General features: G+C 42.4%; 12 protein-coding genes and 2 pseudogenes. 7 read left to right on the top strand and 7 right to left on the bottom strand.

The genetic code is table 11. The features are described from left to right. Nucleotides 1-8 precede the first annotated feature (8 nt). Complete coding sequence (locus NOS7524_RS31085; RefSeq protein ID WP_015138329.1) at nucleotides 9-5,039, top strand: beta strand repeat-containing protein; 5,031 nt, start codon at nucleotides 9-11, stop codon at nucleotides 5,037-5,039. A 41-nt stretch (nucleotides 5,040-5,080) separates the two neighbouring features. Here NOS7524_RS31085 and NOS7524_RS28495 read toward each other — a convergent pair. The 3 genes and pseudogenes from NOS7524_RS28495 to NOS7524_RS09835 form a co-directional block, all read right to left on the bottom strand. Beyond that, a pseudogene (locus NOS7524_RS28495) lies at nucleotides 5,081-7,834 on the bottom strand (NACHT and WD repeat domain-containing protein); the annotation flags it as partial. Beyond that, the gene (locus tag NOS7524_RS09840; RefSeq protein ID WP_015138327.1) at nucleotides 7,831-8,352 is read right to left on the bottom strand and encodes a hypothetical protein; all 522 of its coding nucleotides are present in this window, start codon (nucleotides 8,350-8,352) and stop codon (nucleotides 7,831-7,833) included. The pseudogene NOS7524_RS28495 and the gene NOS7524_RS09840, both read right to left, overlap by 4 nt. Before the next feature lie 147 nt (nucleotides 8,353-8,499). Next, on the bottom strand, nucleotides 8,500-9,300 hold the full coding sequence (locus tag NOS7524_RS09835) for an RMD1 family protein (RefSeq protein WP_015138326.1): 801 nt from the start codon (nucleotides 9,298-9,300) through the stop codon (nucleotides 8,500-8,502). A 167-nt stretch (nucleotides 9,301-9,467) separates the two neighbouring features. On the opposite strand from NOS7524_RS09835, the gene NOS7524_RS29935 reads away from it, so the two are divergent. Then, on the top strand, nucleotides 9,468-9,623 hold the full coding sequence (locus NOS7524_RS29935) for a hypothetical protein (protein WP_171815363.1): 156 nt from the start codon (nucleotides 9,468-9,470) through the stop codon (nucleotides 9,621-9,623). Between the two features lie 25 nt (nucleotides 9,624-9,648). Here NOS7524_RS29935 and NOS7524_RS09830 read toward each other — a convergent pair whose 3' ends face one another. Continuing rightward, a complete protein-coding gene (locus tag NOS7524_RS09830) occupies nucleotides 9,649-10,197 on the bottom strand; it encodes a TetR/AcrR family transcriptional regulator (RefSeq protein ID WP_015138325.1) in 549 nt (182 codons plus the stop codon). 248 nt (nucleotides 10,198-10,445) lie between these two features. Between NOS7524_RS09830 and NOS7524_RS09825 the strand changes: the two genes are divergently transcribed. From NOS7524_RS09825 to NOS7524_RS09805, 5 genes are all read left to right on the top strand, one after another. Continuing rightward, on the top strand, nucleotides 10,446-11,063 hold the full coding sequence (locus tag NOS7524_RS09825; protein WP_015138324.1) for a glutathione S-transferase family protein: 618 nt from the start codon (nucleotides 10,446-10,448) through the stop codon (nucleotides 11,061-11,063). Nucleotides 11,064-11,069: 6 nt separating this feature from the next. Next, nucleotides 11,070-11,735 carry a pyridoxamine 5'-phosphate oxidase family protein gene (locus NOS7524_RS09820; protein ID WP_235622415.1) on the top strand — a complete coding sequence of 222 codons (666 nt, stop codon included), beginning with the start codon at nucleotides 11,070-11,072 and terminating at the stop codon, nucleotides 11,733-11,735. Nucleotides 11,736-11,818: 83 nt separating this feature from the next. Continuing rightward, nucleotides 11,819-12,499 carry a cupin domain-containing protein gene (locus NOS7524_RS09815; protein WP_015138322.1) on the top strand — a complete coding sequence of 227 codons (681 nt, stop codon included), beginning with the start codon at nucleotides 11,819-11,821 and terminating at the stop codon, nucleotides 12,497-12,499. 442 nt (nucleotides 12,500-12,941) lie between these two features. Beyond that, nucleotides 12,942-13,559 carry a DedA family protein gene (locus NOS7524_RS09810; RefSeq protein ID WP_015138321.1) on the top strand — a complete coding sequence of 206 codons (618 nt, stop codon included), beginning with the start codon at nucleotides 12,942-12,944 and terminating at the stop codon, nucleotides 13,557-13,559. 71 nt (nucleotides 13,560-13,630) lie between these two features. Beyond that, nucleotides 13,631-14,479 carry a DUF1206 domain-containing protein gene (locus NOS7524_RS09805; RefSeq protein ID WP_015138320.1) on the top strand — a complete coding sequence of 283 codons (849 nt, stop codon included), beginning with the start codon at nucleotides 13,631-13,633 and terminating at the stop codon, nucleotides 14,477-14,479. Between the two features lie 227 nt (nucleotides 14,480-14,706). Here the strand turns inward: NOS7524_RS09805 and NOS7524_RS09800 are convergent, their stop codons facing one another. The 3 genes and pseudogenes from NOS7524_RS09800 to NOS7524_RS29355 all read right to left on the bottom strand — a co-directional run. Further along, nucleotides 14,707-15,255, bottom strand: a complete 549-nt coding sequence (locus tag NOS7524_RS09800; RefSeq protein ID WP_015138319.1) for a hypothetical protein — start codon at nucleotides 15,253-15,255, stop codon at nucleotides 14,707-14,709. Nucleotides 15,256-15,307: 52 nt separating this feature from the next. Further along, a complete protein-coding gene (locus tag NOS7524_RS09795) occupies nucleotides 15,308-16,225 on the bottom strand; it encodes an SMP-30/gluconolactonase/LRE family protein (RefSeq protein ID WP_041555264.1) in 918 nt (305 codons plus the stop codon). Between the two features lie 6 nt (nucleotides 16,226-16,231). Beyond that, nucleotides 16,232-16,456 (bottom strand): annotated as a pseudogene (locus tag NOS7524_RS29355) (short-chain dehydrogenase); the annotation flags it as partial. Nucleotides 16,457-16,518: the final 62 nt, after the last annotated feature.

The raw sequence follows: 16,518 nt of genomic DNA, 5'->3' as shown, positions 1-16,518 counted from the left end.
AAAAAATCATGACACTTCTATCTTTCAACCTTTCAGAACTAGATGGTACTAACGGCTTTATCATCAACGGTATTCGCGCCCAAGATTTGTTAGGCGTGGTCAGTGATGCAGGAGACATTAACGGTGATGGTATTGACGATGTGATTGTTGGCGCACAAGGAGCAGATGTCAATGGTGATTCTTCGGGTCAAAGCTATGTGATCTTTGGGCAGCAAGGAGGATTTAGCCCTAGTTTAAACTTAGCAGACCTGAATGGCAGTAATGGTTTTGCACTTAACGGTATTAACTTGTTCGATTTGTCAGGAACTCCAGTCAGTGGTGCGGGTGATGTTAACGGTGATGGTATTGATGACTTGATTATTGGCGCATCACGAGCAGGTGTCAATGGCTTGCCTTCAGGTCAAGCCTATGTGGTGTTTGGTCAACAAGGAGGATTTAGCCCTAGTTTAAACCTAGCAGACCTGAATGGCAGTAATGGTTTTACCCTCAACAACAATGTAGCAGGATATGAGTTAAACTCCGTTAGTGATGCAGGAGACATTAACGGTGATGGCATTGACGATGTGATTGTGGGAACATCCCCATTCTCAACTAACCCAGGTCGAGCCTATGTGGTGTATGGTCAGCAAGAGGGATTTAGCCCTAGTTTAAATCTAGCAGACCTAAATGGTAGTAACGGCTTTGTTCTCAATAGCATTAACTTAAACGAGAGCGTAGCACTCTCTGTTAGTGCCGCAGGAGACATAAATGGTGATGGCATTGATGACTTGGTTATTGGCGCACAAAGATTTGGCAGTAGTCGGACAGGCCAAATTTATGTGGTGTTTGGCAACCAAGCAGGATTTAGCTCTAGTTTTGACCTTTCACGACTTAATGGCAGTAACGGCTTTATTCTCAACGGCACTGACGGAGATCGTTTAAGCTTAGTTAGTGATGCAGGGGATATCAATGGTGATGGGATTGATGATTTGATTGTTGGGGCATTTGGAGCAGTATCTAATGGTGTTGCTTCAGGTCAAACCTATGTGGTGTTTGGGCGACGGGAGCAATTTAGCCCTAGTTTTAACCTATCAAACCTGAATGGTAGTAATGGTTTTGCTATCAACGGTATTGGCAGTAGTGATTTATCCGGCATTGCCATTAGTGGTGCAGGAGATGTTAACGGTGATGGTATTGATGACTTGATTATTGGCGCACCCTTTGCTGACCCTAATGGCGCTTTTTCAGGTCAAAGCTATGTAGTCTATGGAAGGGAGGGGGGATTTGCTCCCAGTCTGAACCTAGCAGACTTAAATGGTGGTAACGGCTTTGCTCTCAATGGTATTAACTCAGAAGATGTGTCAGGAGCCTCCGTTAGTGGTGCAGGGGATATTAACGGTGATGGTATTGATGACTTGATTATTGGCGCACCCTACGCTGACCCTAATGGCGATTTTTCAGGTCAAAGCTATGTTGTCTATGGACGACGGGGCGGATTTATTCCCTTGGTGGATACGTTGGTTGATGAAAATGATGGTGATTTAACACCAGGGGATGTGTCATTGCGGGAGGCAATTTCTATTGCTGGCAATGGGGCAACGATCGCTTTTTCGTCTACTCTTAATGGTGGTGCAATTGCTCTAACTTTAGGTGAGTTGGAAATTACAAATAACATCACTATTAATGGTTTAGGTGAAAATAATCTAACAATTAGTGGTAGCAATGAATCTCAAATCTTCCGCATTGCTGGTAATGCAGAGGTTAATATTGATGGTTTAACCATTACCAATGGTTTTAGTGATACTAATGGTGGTGCAATTGATAATCGGGGTGTTCTTAATCTCTCCAATACCACAGTCCGTAATAGTTTCACAACAGCAGATGGTGGGGGGATTAACAATTTAGGAACGCTAAACCTGCTAAATACTACTCTCAGTAATAACACTGCTGGAATTAATGGTGGCGCGATTACTAACCGAGGAACTATCACAGCAACCAATAGTATTGTTAGTACCAACATAGCCCTAAATAATGGCGGTGGTATTTTTAATCTGAATGGCACATTACAACTGGTTAGTAATACCATTACTAATAATATTGTCAATAGCGGTAACGGTGGCGGGATTTACAGTTTGATTGGTCAGACAACGGTTAACAATACAATTATTGCCAGCAACTTTGATCAAGGTGGTGAAAGTCCCGATGTGAATGGACTCTTTACCAGCAATGGCTATAACCTGATTGGCATTAATGATGGCAGTATTGGTTTTGTTAATGGTGTAAATGGGAATATTGTAGGGACAAGAACAAATCCCATTAACCCGCTATTGGGTAGCTTAGAAAATAATCACGTACCTTCGATTATTGGCCCTGCATTTGATTCAGGTGATCCAAGTTTAACAGGGAGCGATCGCTTGGGAACATCTCGCCCTCAAGCTAATGGTATAGATATTGGCGCGGTAGAATTTAAATTACTCGATACCGTCACTGTAGATAATCTCACTGATGAATTTGATGGAGATTTAAGTTCAGGAGATGTATCTTTACGGGAAGCTCTTTTTATCGCAGCAGCAGGTGGAAATATTAACTTTGCACAAAGTTTAACGGGAGGAACTATTTCTCTAACTTTGGGAACTCTCAACCTCAACAGAAATATTACCATTCAAGGTTTAGGTGCAAATAATCTCACAGTAGATGGAAACAATACTTTTAGCATTTTCTCAATTAACAACAATGCAAACACTAATATCAGTGGCTTAACTCTGGTCAACGCTGATAATACTGCTATTGTCAATAACGGTACTTTAATCCTTAGTGATAGCATCGTCCGTAACAGTCGCGGACGGTTCGCTGGTGGCATCGAAAATCAAGGTAATTTAACCGTTATCAACAGCAAAATTAACAATAACATTGAAGAAGAAGGAGAAGGTGGTGGAGGTATTTTCAATCAAGGAAATACAACTTTAATTGATACTACCATCAGTAACAATAGTAGTGGTGGTATCCTCAATAATAGCAGTTTCATCCTCATCAACAGTACAGTTAGTAATAACAATGGTCGCGGTATTCGTAATAGTGGCACACTCAATTTATACAACGCCACCATTAGCGGCAATCAATCAACTAATAGCGGTGGCGGTATTATTAATACAGGAACTTTAAGAGTCACCAACAGCACTATCACTAATAACTCTGCTTCCCAAGGTGGTGGTATTGTCAACAGTGGTACTGCAATTCTTGGTAATACCATTGTGGCTGGAAACAATATCATTGACGGCAATGTAAATCTCGTCAATCATTTCGATGTTGAAGGAAATTTCATCAGTAATGGCAATAATTTAATTGGCAGTAATGAAGGTAGTACAGGTTTTATTAATACCAATAATGGCGATATAGTCGGAACTAACACCAACCCCATCAATCCCAGATTAGGAACTTTACAAGATAATGGTGGTGCAACATTTACCCATGCTTTGCTTGACGATAGTATAGCCATAAATTCTGGAAATAACGCTAATTTACCTGAAGATATAGCAGATTTAGATGGCGATAATAACATTAGCGAACCGCTTCCAGTTGATCAGCGTGGTGTTACTCGCGCTCAAAATGGTTATGTTGACATTGGTGCATTTGAATCAAATATTGAAACTCGCTCGATTGTTAGTTTCCAAGTTATTGACTCCCAAGCGAATGAAAAGGGTGGAAATTTTGGCAGATATACCTTAACTCGCACGGCCAGCAGAGAAGGATTGACAGCATTAACTGTTAATTTCAGTCTCGATGGTGGAAATACTGCCACTTTCAGCGATGATTACAATCTATTAGTTAATGGCACAGTTATTAATTCCATCAATGACAATTTAAGCATCACTTTTGCCCAGGGACAATCACAATTAAATATTGACTTAATTCCTGTTGATGATATTCTGCTTGAAGATGCAGAAACCATCACCATAAATTTAAATCAGGCTATAGAATATGCCGTTGATCCTAATAATAATAGCGGAACTGTAACTATTGACCCCAGTGATCCGCTTTCGATTGTAACTATCCAAGCTACCGACTCCCAAGCTAATGAACGAGGAGGAGATTTAGGGCGATATACCTTAACTCGCACACCCAGCGACGGAGAATTAAGAGAATTAACTATTAATCTCAGTCTCGATGCTGGAAATACTGCCACTCTCACTAATGATTACAATCTAGAAGTAAATGGCGAAGTTATTACTCCTATCAATAACAATTTCAATATCACTTTTGCAGAAGGACAATCAGAGTTAAATATTGATTTAATTCCTGTGAATGAGTTTGTTAATGAAGACGCAGAAACCATTACTCTGAACTTAAATCAGTCGTCAGAATATGCTGTTGATCCTAATAATAATAGTGGAACTGTAACGATTGCCCCCAGTGACCCACTTTCCATTGTTGCCATTCGAGCTATTGATTCCCGATCTTTTGAACGAGGAGGAGACATAGGCAGATATTCCTTAACTCGCACGGACAGCGAGGGAGAATTAAGAGAATTAACTGTTAATATCAGTCTCGATCCTGGAAATACTGCCACTTTTGGGGATGATTACATCTTAGAAGTCAACCGAAGATTTATTACTCCCGTTAATGGCAATTTTAGTATTACCTTTGCCCAGGGACAATCACAATTAAATATTGATTTATTTGGCGTTGATGACTTAATCACAGAAGATGCAGAAACCATCACTTTGAATATCAACGAGGCTTTAGGATATGCTGTTGATCCTATTAATAATAGTGCAACTGTAACTATGGCTGCCAGTGAGCAACCTATACCTCAAAATCATCCTTTATCTACTGTTGATGTAGGTTTCTACAGCGTTCCCACCTTTATAGATGAAAATAACGATGGTGATTTAGACTTATTCATCGGCGCACTTGACGGCACAATTGCTGTCGCTCACAATCAAGGTAGAGCTGCTATACCTAACTTTGCTAACCCCATCATTATTCGAGATGTGGGAAACCGTAGCACTCCCACCTTTGCAGATATTGCGACTGAAGTTACAGCAGCTTCATGTCCATAGAAAGGTGCAGCGATCGCCATGCCATAACTAGACCACAATTTCACTGTACCATCATCACCACCACTGACGATTTTGTCACCGTCGGGACTAAAGGCGACTGAGGTCACAGCCCCTTCATGTGCAGAGAAAGGCTGACCGATGGGTTGTCCTTGGTGATTCCACAATTGCACTGTACCATCATGATTACCACTGACCATTTTCTGCCCATAAGGACAAAAAGCTATGGAAGTGACAGCAATTTTCCCTGCTCGACCAAGTTGACGACGGCTCAGTTTTTTGTGTATATTCCACAACCGGACGGTGCCATTATGCTTGGCACTAGCGAGCAGCTTACCATCAGAACTAAAGGCAACTGAGGTGACAGTACCACCGTATAACCACAAGCGAAATTTTCTCCCCAGTTCCTCTTTATACCCCCAACAAGCCCGGATATCAATTAATTCACCTTGACGATTCCATAATCTGACTGTGCCATCTTCATGACCGCTAACGATGTATCCGTCGTTGGGTTTAAATGCCACTGATGTGACTGCACTGTTACCAGGACGAACGACAGAAAACCAGAGAAAAGGAAAACACAAACCAAAAAAACCAAATAAATATTTGTATGTAGTTTTAATTACATCGCCCAAAGGAAATACTATTAACCAAAAAACAAATAAGCCAAATCCTAAAAACCACAGGTTACGCCGCAGTAGTCGCCAGTATCCGCGTCCTAATTTTTCTCCCCGCCAAGGTGCGCCAATCAAATTTCCTTGCATATCCCACAAGCGCAAGGTTGTATCTTGAGAACCACTGATTATGTATTCTCCATCAGTGCTAAAAGCGATTGATGTGATAGCGCCCTCATGGCCAGTAAACGGTAAACCAATAGATTGGCCTTGTTGATTCCATAACCGGATAGTTCCATCCTCACTTGCACTGGCAATTAATTCACTATCTGGACTGCTAGCAATGGCTGTTACTCCAGCTGTATGACCCCGCAAAAGATTTTGCTCTCTAGCTATTTCGATCGCTTTGACTCCAGCTTCCTGAACTGGAGTGAGAATTTCTTCTGGTAATTTGGTCAAATTTTCACCCATAGTCTGAATTGCTAAGGCTAATCCCTCTACAGGCTGGACTCGGAGCAAATTTAGTATTTTTGCAGCTTGCTCTTGTAAAGTGGCTTTAGTCAGGGCTTTTTGCAAGGCGAGAATTTGTGCTTCTTTTTCTTGAGCTAGGCGATCGCGCTCGGCTATACTTGCATCAATATATGCGTTTTCTTCACAGGTCAAGTCTCGCAGTTGAGCAAATATTTGCTTTTCTCTGAAGCTAAAGATTTGTTCTAAGCGAGTTCCGCGCAAAAGTTCTTCCCTGGCCTTCTCCTCATCAATTTGGCGCAGTTTTTGCCAACGGTTAGTTTCATCTGCTAACCAATTTCTCAAGATAATCGCTTCTTCTTTATCCCGAATCCACTGCTGGAGTTTATCCCAAGAGTACAGTAAAATTTCATGGGCGATCGCGATCGTGGCATTTTTCTGATTTAGTGTCATCACCTCATCGCCATTGGTAGCTTCGTGACTACTCACCAATAAATTGGCATTAATAAAAGTTGTCAGTGTCCCCAATGTCTCAGTATCTTTGGCAAACTCACGACGATAAGCAGGACGGCTAACTGGTCTACGTCCAGACTCCGACTCGGCAATATTCACCAAGGTCAAGAAAATTTGCTGGGTGGCTTTTTGTTGGTTGGCTGCTAAATCGTTGTAAATTTCGTTGACTCGTTTTTGTAGCGCCCCTCTCACTCCACCAATAACGTTATAACTGGCAATATTCAGGTGTCGGTCTTGAATATGGGGGTAATTATTTGCCCCCATCAATTGACACTCCATCGTCCACAGTAAATTTAAAGTGTATTGCAGCAAAGGCAAATAACCTTTTTGTCCTTGGACATCTTGAATAATGCGTTCTACCAAACCTGTTTCAAACACTACTCCATGTAAAGCGGCTGGTTGTTCGATGGCTAAACGCAACTCATCCGGGTGCATATCTGTGACGAGATGAATATTGTTCTGATTAGCCAGCGCACCTAAAGTAGGATAGAAACTAAACTCCTCTAAAAAATCAGCCCGCATTGCCAGAACAATTCGCACCATGCTATCCCCAGCATTGGCAACTTGGACAATGCCATCAATGAAACACTGACGCATCTCGGCATCACTGCCATTAGTAAATAATTCTTCAAACTGATCAATAAAAAATAGCCAGCGTTCATGAGGTTTTTTGAGTGTGTGAATCACTTGCCAGAGGGTTTGTGAATTCACTTGTCGAGCGATCGCAGCTTCTGATTCTGTAAATCTGTAATCTTTTTCTTCGTTTTGCAAACACTGATACAGTGATTCAAAGGGGTGATGACGGGGAGTAAAAATAAAATTACAGAATCGTTGTTCAACTGTTAAAGTTTTTTGCAGTTCCGGTATGACTCCAGCCCTCACCACAGAAGATTTCCCACTTCCTGAAGCTCCCAGCACCACACTAAAGCTGCTATTGTTAACTGCATTCAATAACCTGGCAATCAGTTTATCTCGACCAAAAAAGTAATCGCGGTCTGTAGAGTTAAACCGCATTAAGCCTTTGTAGGGCGAAGATAATTTGAGGGGGCGTTGGGTAATTTTTTCGGTAGAAATTTGGATAATTTGGGTAGCAATTTGCGTAATCTGCTGTACGGGGGCAAAAGTCAAGACATTTCCTTGGCCACTAATACTGACATTTTGCAGCAGATTCTCTTGAGATTGGGGTGAGTCTGGTTGATTCATAAAGTGGGAATCCCCCAGGCTTTAGCAACTAAAGAAGCCACAGCTAAAGTAGGGGCGGCTAAGGTTTGGACACCTTCTAACCCTTGTTTGAGGGTAGCGATCGCCTGTCCGACTATACCTGGGTTCGGTTCGGGTGTTTTGAGTTCTGCTTCCACCTGGGCGACTTGGGCTGTAGCACCAGCTTTAATTAGAGGATCAAGGGCTTCACTTTCATGAATCGCTTGTTTGAGTTGCGCTAGGGAGTCCAAGGCTTGTTGTTTTTGTGGCGAAGTTTGTTGAGTAAAACTTTGAGAAAGTGTCACATTGCCATCTCGATTTTGTATAGGAGAGAAATTCAAAGCATTGTTCTCTCCTCCCATACTGGTACCACTAACAGTATTAACTTGGTTTTGCCCTGGTTGTGTATTTGGGGATTGAGTAGCTAAGACATTGGGTAGCTGAATTTGGAGTTGGGCTTTTTCTTCAGGAGTAAGTGCAGCAATGCTGGCTAAAACTTGTTCAACGCTCAACTTAAACATAGGCAGGGTAGAGAAATATCTCAGAATTACGTATAATTACGAAATCAATTTTCCTATCTTTGACAGGAACATACTGACTGAGATTATTCCCAAAATCTGCCATCAACAAACAATAGAATTATCCCCGTCCGAAACCGACAAGCATTTTCAGCGTTTGAATATAATGTCGTACAGTGACAGCAGAATTTCCACCAGAATCAAAATCACTACATACCATTCTACTCGCTGGCTACTACTATGCTGCATGAACTCTAGTACCGTTTGTGCGGTTTGGCTAATTAGCTCTAGTTTGCGTTCCAAGGCATTGTGACGCTCACGGATTTCATATTCATCCTCCAAGCGCAGATATAAGTTTTCTAATTGTGGAGATTCCCAGAGCAACTCAGGCTTATCGATAATCTCGACTCGACCCACTATCTTATGTTGAACTAACAACGTTGTTCCTAGTTGGCGCAGTAATTCCCGGCTCTGTTGCCTACTTCTGTTTTCACGCTGGAGACTAGCTGCAAACGGTTCAATTTGATCGAATACTGCCGCTATACTAATTTCATAATGAGATAGCACAACACTTTTGGCAAGAATATCAGCCACTATCTGCAAGCGTTCTACACTCAATTCATGTAGGAAAATTTTTCCTTCCTTGACTCGCTCACTTTCGGAAATATTGAGATGAACTTCCACTTCTTCTGTTTCAGGATCGGTAAAAGAGTCACTAACTTGAGAAGATAGTTGGGTTAAAAAGGCTACCTTCTCCACAGGCTCAAGGTTAAACAGAACAACTACACCATAGCCCAGCAGCACAGCACAACCGCACTTACCTGCTTTCACTATTACAGGCATAGTTGCCAAACATTCATAGTTTTCCAATCTCTGTAGATTAATCTTCTTACCAAGAAATAGGGCTTGTGCTTTAAAACTATCTCTATCACTAAAAAGGAGTTTCTGCATTGTTGCCCTATGCTAGGTTTTGCCTATTAATCTTGAGTGGTGGCAGCGCAATTGAGCCGATATTATGGATATTGCTACAATCTTAGTCTACCAATAGATGTGCTTGTATTCTTGTGACTTAGCTGGAAGTGCGATTACATACCAAAATTTAAAAAAAACAAAGCGATGTGGTTGATACCCATCGCTTTGCTCTCATCACCCTCTGGAGGCGATCGCACCCTGCCCAATTTCACCCCCTGACTCAGTTATCAATTCAATATAGCTCTAGTCCTGAGCATCATTATCAGATAGGACAAGCACTGCGATCGCTACGTGCTGATTAATCAAACAATGGATGAAGATGATCACTTACTCGGCTTGACAAAGGTCTTCTGGTAATCGCTGAATTACCCGTTGAAAAACAGATGGATCATCTAACCCTTGAGACAGAATTAATGCCCCTTGAATCATAATTACCGCATCTTCCCCTCGGTCATGGGCAAGTTTTTGATTCATCCCGGCTGCGATTAAAACATCAGCGATCGCATCAATCCATCTGTGCAGGAGTGCTTTGACTTGATCATGAAACACATCACGAGCCGAACCCAGCAACAAAATCGCAAATAGACAGGGTTGCTCTCCTCCTTCATAGAGTTCATCCAGGCGATCGCACATACGTCGCAACTTTGTTAGAGCATCCCCTTCACTCTGAAGTGCCGACAAAATATTTTGACCTAACCACTGCTGAATATAATCCAGCACCGTCTCCACCATCTCATCTTTACCACCGGGAAAATGATGGTAAAGACTGGCTTTACCCAAGCCCGTGGCTTCAGAAATTTTGGATAAGGTAGCACCGTCATAGCCATACTGGCGAAACAAACGCAAAAGGCAGGGAATATAAGTTTCTTTAGGCATTTTGTGAATATAAAAAGATTACCTGTTGACATTATACCAAACGTTCGGTACAGTATATTTATACCGAACGAACGGTACAAAAACCCATGAATCGCCTATTCCCCGATTTTTCATCTATCAAGCTGACATTTCCCAGTTGGGATGCCTTATGTACCCTCGCCCCTCTAGCATCTCTAGAGCGTGAATCCTTCCCAACTGACTGTTCGTTATTTACCAATTTGTATTTATCTCATCTGGAGGATTAACTCATGATTCAGCTCTATGGTCACGAATTGTCTGGTAATAGCTACAAAATCAAACTGATGCTGTCTGTGTTGGGTATAGACTACGAGTGGATCAAAGTCGATTTGATGGCAAGAGCGCACAAGCAACCGGAATTCTTGGCATTGAATCCTTTTGGACAAGTACCACTGTTAGTAGACGGCAATACAGTGCTGGCCGATGCTCAAGCAATTCTGGTGTATCTGGCACGGCAGTACGGTGGTGAATCATGGTTGCCGTTAGAGCCACAAGCAATGAGCCGGGTGGTGCGTTGGCTTTCTACAACCGCAGGAGAGATACGGCAAGGACCGGAATCAGCGCGTTTATACCACTTATTTAAAGCTACTAGCATTAATCTAGAACGGGCAATTCAAAAATCAGAGTTCATTTTGACCCAATTGAATGACCATTTAGCGAATCAACAATGGCTAGAGTTAGGGCATCCGACAATCGCCGATGTGGCAGTCTTCCCCTATGTGGCCTTGGCTGGCGATGGCAAAATCGACCTCACTCCTTATACCAACGTGTTGGCTTGGATAGATCGCATCAAACATCTCCCTGGTTTCGTGGGGATGATTGGCATTGAAGCACCAATTGCAGTCTAGGAGGGCATGATGCCACGTAAATTTGGTGAAATTGCCTTCACAACAGAAGTAAAAGCAGCCCAGGAACAGCGAGGCTCACGACAGACCTATGATCGCTATATCGCCAATGGCCCTGCTAATGATACCGTCACTCCCCAGATTGCAGAATTCATTGCTCAACTGGAAGGATTTTATCTGGGAACAGTCAGTTCCAATGGCTATCCCTACATCCAATTTCGGGGAGGGCCACCCGGTTTCCTCAAGGTGCTGGATGAAAAGACTCTAGGTTTTGCTGACTTTTCGGGTAATGTGCAGTACATTACTGTTGGCAATCTATCTGGTAATGACAAAGCGTTTCTGTTCTTGATGGATTATCGCCATCGCCGACGTATCAAGATTTGGGGTAGAGCCGAATACGTTGAAGGCGAATCAAGTTTATTAGAGCAGGTGCGAGTTCCCGATGATCCGGCACAGGTGGAACGGGCTATTTTATTTCATGTCGAAGCAACCAGCGAGAACTGTCCTCAACACATTCCCATCCGCTATTCCGAAAGAGAAGTTGCAGCCATGATAGCTCCTTTACAAAATCGAATTGCCGAATTGGAACAGCAGTTAAGCGAGCAAAATTCTTCTATCTGGGAAGCCAGCATCAACGATGTACCAATTCCAGAGTCAGACCGCAAGTTTCATTAAAACCATAGCAATAGAGACTGAAAATCTAGGACTGGAAAGAAATCAGATTAATCTCTCATCTGGGAAATAAAATAAATAAAACAATGAAACTTAACGCAGACTTGAACAAACGGGCGATCGCCTTTAGCAATGACTTACCCTGGGTTGATTCTCCCATGCCTGGTGTACAACGCCGAATGCTAGAGCGGGATGGTGAAGAAGTAGCGCGAGCAACTTCGATTGTGCGTTATGCTCCCGGTAGTTATTTCTCACCCCACACTCACGGCGGTGGTGAAGAATTCCTGGTACTGGAAGGTGTATTTTCTGATGAATACGGGGACTATCCTGCGGGAACTTATGTCCGAAATCCGGTGGGATCTATCCACACACCATCCAGTCACGATGGTTGCATCATTCTAGTAAAGCTCTGGCAGATGAGTTCTGATGACCAGCAACGGGTTGTCGTGGATACAAATCAGGCAGACTGGTTACCTGGCCTAATCGCTGGCTTACAGGTGATGCCGCTATATGCCTATGGTACTGAGAACGTGGCATTAGTGAAATGGCAACCCGGAACGCACTTTCAGCAGCATCGCCATTGGGGTGGAGAAGAAATCTTTGTCCTAGATGGCGTATTTGAGGATGAGTTCGGCACTTATCCCCAAGGAGCCTGGATTCGCAATCCTTCTAGCAGCGTACACACCCCGTTTAGCCGTGAAGGATGTCTTATTTATGTCAAAACTGGGCATTTACAAGTTACTGAAAAATCAAGAGATAGTAAATGAAATTCGTTTGACCATCACCTTTTGCCGGAAATCATCACTATAGGGTTTAGCCATCTGAGTTTGAATTGCAATACTAGGAATACTTCATAGTTTATGTCCTCATCTAATTGGCTACAGCTATAAATCTCCGAGTCGCTTTTGATGTTTTTTCACAGAAACGTTTATCAGCATTTCTTACAAAATTTCATACTTTAGCCTCAATGATTTCCACCAAGAGTAAGGTGATAGTCAGTCACAAATCAAGGCAAACTAAAACTAATTAAGAGGTGGGGTGAAAATTCTGTCATGGGTGTTTAAGGCTGAAACATATTTAATCAGCTCTAATTATTCTCAGACGAGCGGCTACACAGCTTCAATCGCAATTCAAGTAGGCCAATTCTGAAGAATTGCAGTTATAAGCAAAACCTGTAGCTAATTTTTTAATTTGCACCAGAACAATATCATGCTTGATTGGGTTATTCAGATCATTTCTTCAATGGGTTACCTCGGTATCTCGCTACTAATGCTGCTAGAAAATATATTTCCGCCTATCCCTTCAGAAGTGATTATGCCTTTGGCTGGATTTACTGTTCACAAAGGTGAATTAAGCTTGCCTGTTGTCATTTTGGCAGGAACCGTAGGTTCACTTTTGGGTGCATTGCCTTGGTACTATCTTGGCAAACTTGTCGGCGAAAGACGGTTGAGAAAATGGGTAAACAAACATGGTAAATGGTTAACTCTATCTGGTGACGAAATTAACAAGTCTAAGCGGTGGTTCAACAAATACGGTGCTGCTGTGATGTTTTTTGGTCGTCTCATCCCAGGTATTCGCACTTATATATCTATACCTGCTGGCTTTGAGGAGATGCCAGTATTGCCATTCTTGCTGTACTCAACAGCCGGAACATTGTTGTGGGTAGGTTTGTTAAGCTATGCCGGCTATGTACTAGGACAAAATTATCAATTAGTAAAACAATATCTGAGTCCGATTTCTGTAGTGGTATTGGTGATACTTGTGGTTAGCTTAGGAATTTGGTTTTTCCGTCGGCAGCGCAAAGCAAAGAAAAAAACTGAAAGTTAGGGGAGGGAAAGATTTGAAAAATCAACCAATCTTTTTTATTCATCAAATCACTATTAGGAATATATAAAAATATGACACGGCCTAATTTACCTAGCAAAATTCAAAAACCAGCAAAACAAGCAGTCTCCCACCCCACTTTTGAACGCTTGGCAAGGTTGGGTTACGCTACAAAGGGAGTAGTCTATTTTGTGATTGGCTTCCTAGCTGCACAAGCAGCTTTCGGCACAGGTGGCAGAACTACTGATAGCAGAGGTGCTTTAGAAGCCATAGTCTCCCAGCCTTTTGGGAAATTTCTGCTGACTATCCTGACTGTGGGATTGATTGGTTACGCACTCTGGCGGTTGGCAGAAGCTATACTCGACCCTGAAAACTATGGCCAAGCAATGGATACTAAGCAAGCGGTCAAACGCTTAGGTTACGCCTTTAGTGCTGTGGTTTATGGAGGTTTAGCTTGGACAGCCATAAAACTCATTATCGGTTCGAGCGGTGGTGGTGGCAATTCCACCCAGGATTGGACAGCACGTTTATTGGCTCAACCTTTCGGTCAATGGCTGGTGGGATTGGCCGGGGTAATTGTCATAGGCGTTGGTTTTTATCACTTTTACGAAGCATACAAGTGTAAGTTTCGTGGGCATTTTAAATTGCAGGAAATGTCTGCCAGTGAGCGAACCTGGACAATAAACGCAGGTAGGTTTGGTATTGCAGCTCGTGGCATAGTTTTTGCTGTGATTGGCATTTTCTTAATTCAAGCAGCACGTCAGTCTGATGCTAGTCAGGCTAAAGGTTTCGGTGAGGCACTAGCAACTCTAGCACAGCAACCTAAAGGACCCTGGATTCTGGGTTTAGTTGCTTTGGGACTGATTGCTTATGGTATCTATTCGTTCGTAGAAGCCCGCTATCGCAGAATTAATCATCAATAACTAGGGGGTCATTGTTCCAAAACAGGCTTTTTGTACGCTTGTATATTCGTTATTTTTATACCCACTAGCATTGGTTAATGCAACCAGAGAATCTGCTTTGAAACAACCTGTCTCATTCCACGTTCTAGACCAACAGTGGAATGCCGTCGCCTTTTTTCGCCCATCTCAGCGACCACTTATGTAGCAAATTAGTTTAGTTTCAACTGGTTTAACTTTGAAACTTCTTATTATTTCCCATATAGCCAGGAGCTAAACAGATGAGTCACCCTTGGCATGACAACATAGGTCAACAGTACAACCATGATAGCGGAAATGATTAATGAAATAATTAAAGGGGGTAAATTAGTAAGCAGAGGTGCTAGAAGCCTATTCAACAAGTTAATCAATACATATACAACAGCCCAAGTTAGTAATGCTGTTTTATAGCGTGGTGGAGTCTTTAATGGTTTACCAGGAAGGGAAAACCAAGCTTCTAATCCACTAAGCTGTTGAATATGAGGTTCAGATTGAACCAAATGTTGAGCTTGAGTGAGCCAATATTTGCGCTCATTTGACTCCATCCATACCTTTAAATTGTCATAGCTATCAAACCGAAAGATAATCACATATTCTGAACGCGCACCTGGTTGTGGTCGAATTACATTGGTTCCTAAGTGACCAAGATAAGTTCTAGAAACACCAGTAATATCTTTCAACCAAGCTTCATAAGCACTTTCGCATCCTGGTTTAACAATTTGTGAGATGACTACAGTTACAGATTGCTCCTCTTGTTCCATGTCTAAGTGACTCCTCAGCACTTTTTTGATGGAATGAATGGTTGAGTAATTCTTAAACTAAAGGATATCCAGCTTTACCCACCTCAATGCGGACAACGTTAGCAGGAACTACGCCTGTAGGTGGTGGTAAAAACATTCCTCCATTCATCACTACATAGATGGCAGTGCGGTCACTCTCTGTTTGACCAAAAGCAACTGCTGTACTGCCAATTACACCTTGTTCGGCTTGAGCAATGATAGTTGTACTGCCATATTGTGTAATCTTGACTACGCTATTGTAAATATGTGTTGCTCCGTACAGGTTGCCTTCCACATCAAAGGCAAAGTCATCAATATTAGTCTGCTCTACAAATATTTCTGGCTCACCAGGTTCATTGGCAGTACCAAGAGGAATTCGTAACAGCAACATTTTTTCCGTATTGGAAACGTAGAGAAAATTACCAAAACGCTTCAACCCATTAGCTGCCGGAATGACATTTTCTGAACTGCTACGAGCCAGTAAAGAGTGTGCGAGCCAGATGGTGCTAAGGCGTTGGGCAATATCAATTAACCAAATTGCACCCCGGTAAGAATCTGCCGTTAAATACTGAGTGTCAGAAAGAGGGGTAATACCATTGAGAAATATCGCATCTGGCAATGTTAGCAAAGTTTCTACCGTGCCATCTGCGGCAACAAGAGAAACTACAGGTATGGAATCAGCATTCCATCCAGTCACTACTAAACCACCGTCGCTGGTGAAAGCCAAACCACTGACTTTACCTGCAATGTTGGTATGAATTTGCTGATTGCCATCTGGGGTTATGCGAACAATTTGGCCAACCTCATGATTAGTCACAAATATTGTGCCATCTGGTGCGATCGCCAAATTTTCTAAAAAAGTATTAACTGGAAACGAGGTAATGATTTTGGCAGGAGCCAATTCTATTGGTGTATCTGCATAAATAGGGGGTAACATCGCTGAATTTCCCATAAAAACCTACCACTGTAATTGAATCGGCCCGCCAAACTGCCGCATTTCTGCAAAAAATTGTCCTTGCGCTCCTCCATCTGGTAGCGTTGCTAAATAAACAGCTGTTTCGGCTCCTTCTTCTGCCGTAAACGGTGCATTTTCGCCTCCCATGTCGGTTTTCATCCAACCAGGAGAATAAGCATTAACAAGAATATTATCACCTTGGAGTTCCCTCGCTAGAAGTACCGTTAGCGGGACTTAAACAAAAATTAAGCCCAAAAAGAGTATAATGCTTAACTAACATAGCTTTCACG

The organism is Nostoc sp. PCC 7524, from assembly GCF_000316645.1.
Classification (GTDB): Bacteria; Cyanobacteriota; Cyanobacteriia; order Cyanobacteriales; family Nostocaceae; genus Trichormus.
This window is presented reverse-complemented; position numbering and strand designations above follow the sequence as displayed.

Bases quoted from the DNA above. Each gene is read 5' to 3' on its own strand.
- NOS7524_RS09815 (WP_015138322.1), top strand. From the start codon at position 11,819: ATGAAACTTAACGCAGACTTGAACAAACGGGCGATCGCCTTTAGCAAT.
- NOS7524_RS09805 (WP_015138320.1), top strand. From the start codon at position 13,631: ATGACACGGCCTAATTTACCTAGCAAAATTCAAAAACCAGCAAAACAA.
- NOS7524_RS09835 (WP_015138326.1), bottom strand. From the start codon at position 9,300: ATGCAGAAACTCCTTTTTAGTGATAGAGATAGTTTTAAAGCACAAGCC.
- NOS7524_RS09830 (WP_015138325.1), bottom strand. From the start codon at position 10,197: ATGCCTAAAGAAACTTATATTCCCTGCCTTTTGCGTTTGTTTCGCCAG.
- NOS7524_RS09840 (WP_015138327.1), bottom strand. From the start codon at position 8,352: ATGTTTAAGTTGAGCGTTGAACAAGTTTTAGCCAGCATTGCTGCACTT.
- NOS7524_RS31085 (WP_015138329.1), top strand. From the start codon at position 9: ATGACACTTCTATCTTTCAACCTTTCAGAACTAGATGGTACTAACGGC.
- NOS7524_RS09820 (WP_235622415.1), top strand. From the start codon at position 11,070: ATGATGCCACGTAAATTTGGTGAAATTGCCTTCACAACAGAAGTAAAA.
- NOS7524_RS09795 (WP_041555264.1), bottom strand. From the start codon at position 16,225: ATGGGAAATTCAGCGATGTTACCCCCTATTTATGCAGATACACCAATA.
- NOS7524_RS09810 (WP_015138321.1), top strand. From the start codon at position 12,942: ATGCTTGATTGGGTTATTCAGATCATTTCTTCAATGGGTTACCTCGGT.
- NOS7524_RS09825 (WP_015138324.1), top strand. From the start codon at position 10,446: ATGATTCAGCTCTATGGTCACGAATTGTCTGGTAATAGCTACAAAATC.
- NOS7524_RS09800 (WP_015138319.1), bottom strand. From the start codon at position 15,255: ATGGAACAAGAGGAGCAATCTGTAACTGTAGTCATCTCACAAATTGTT.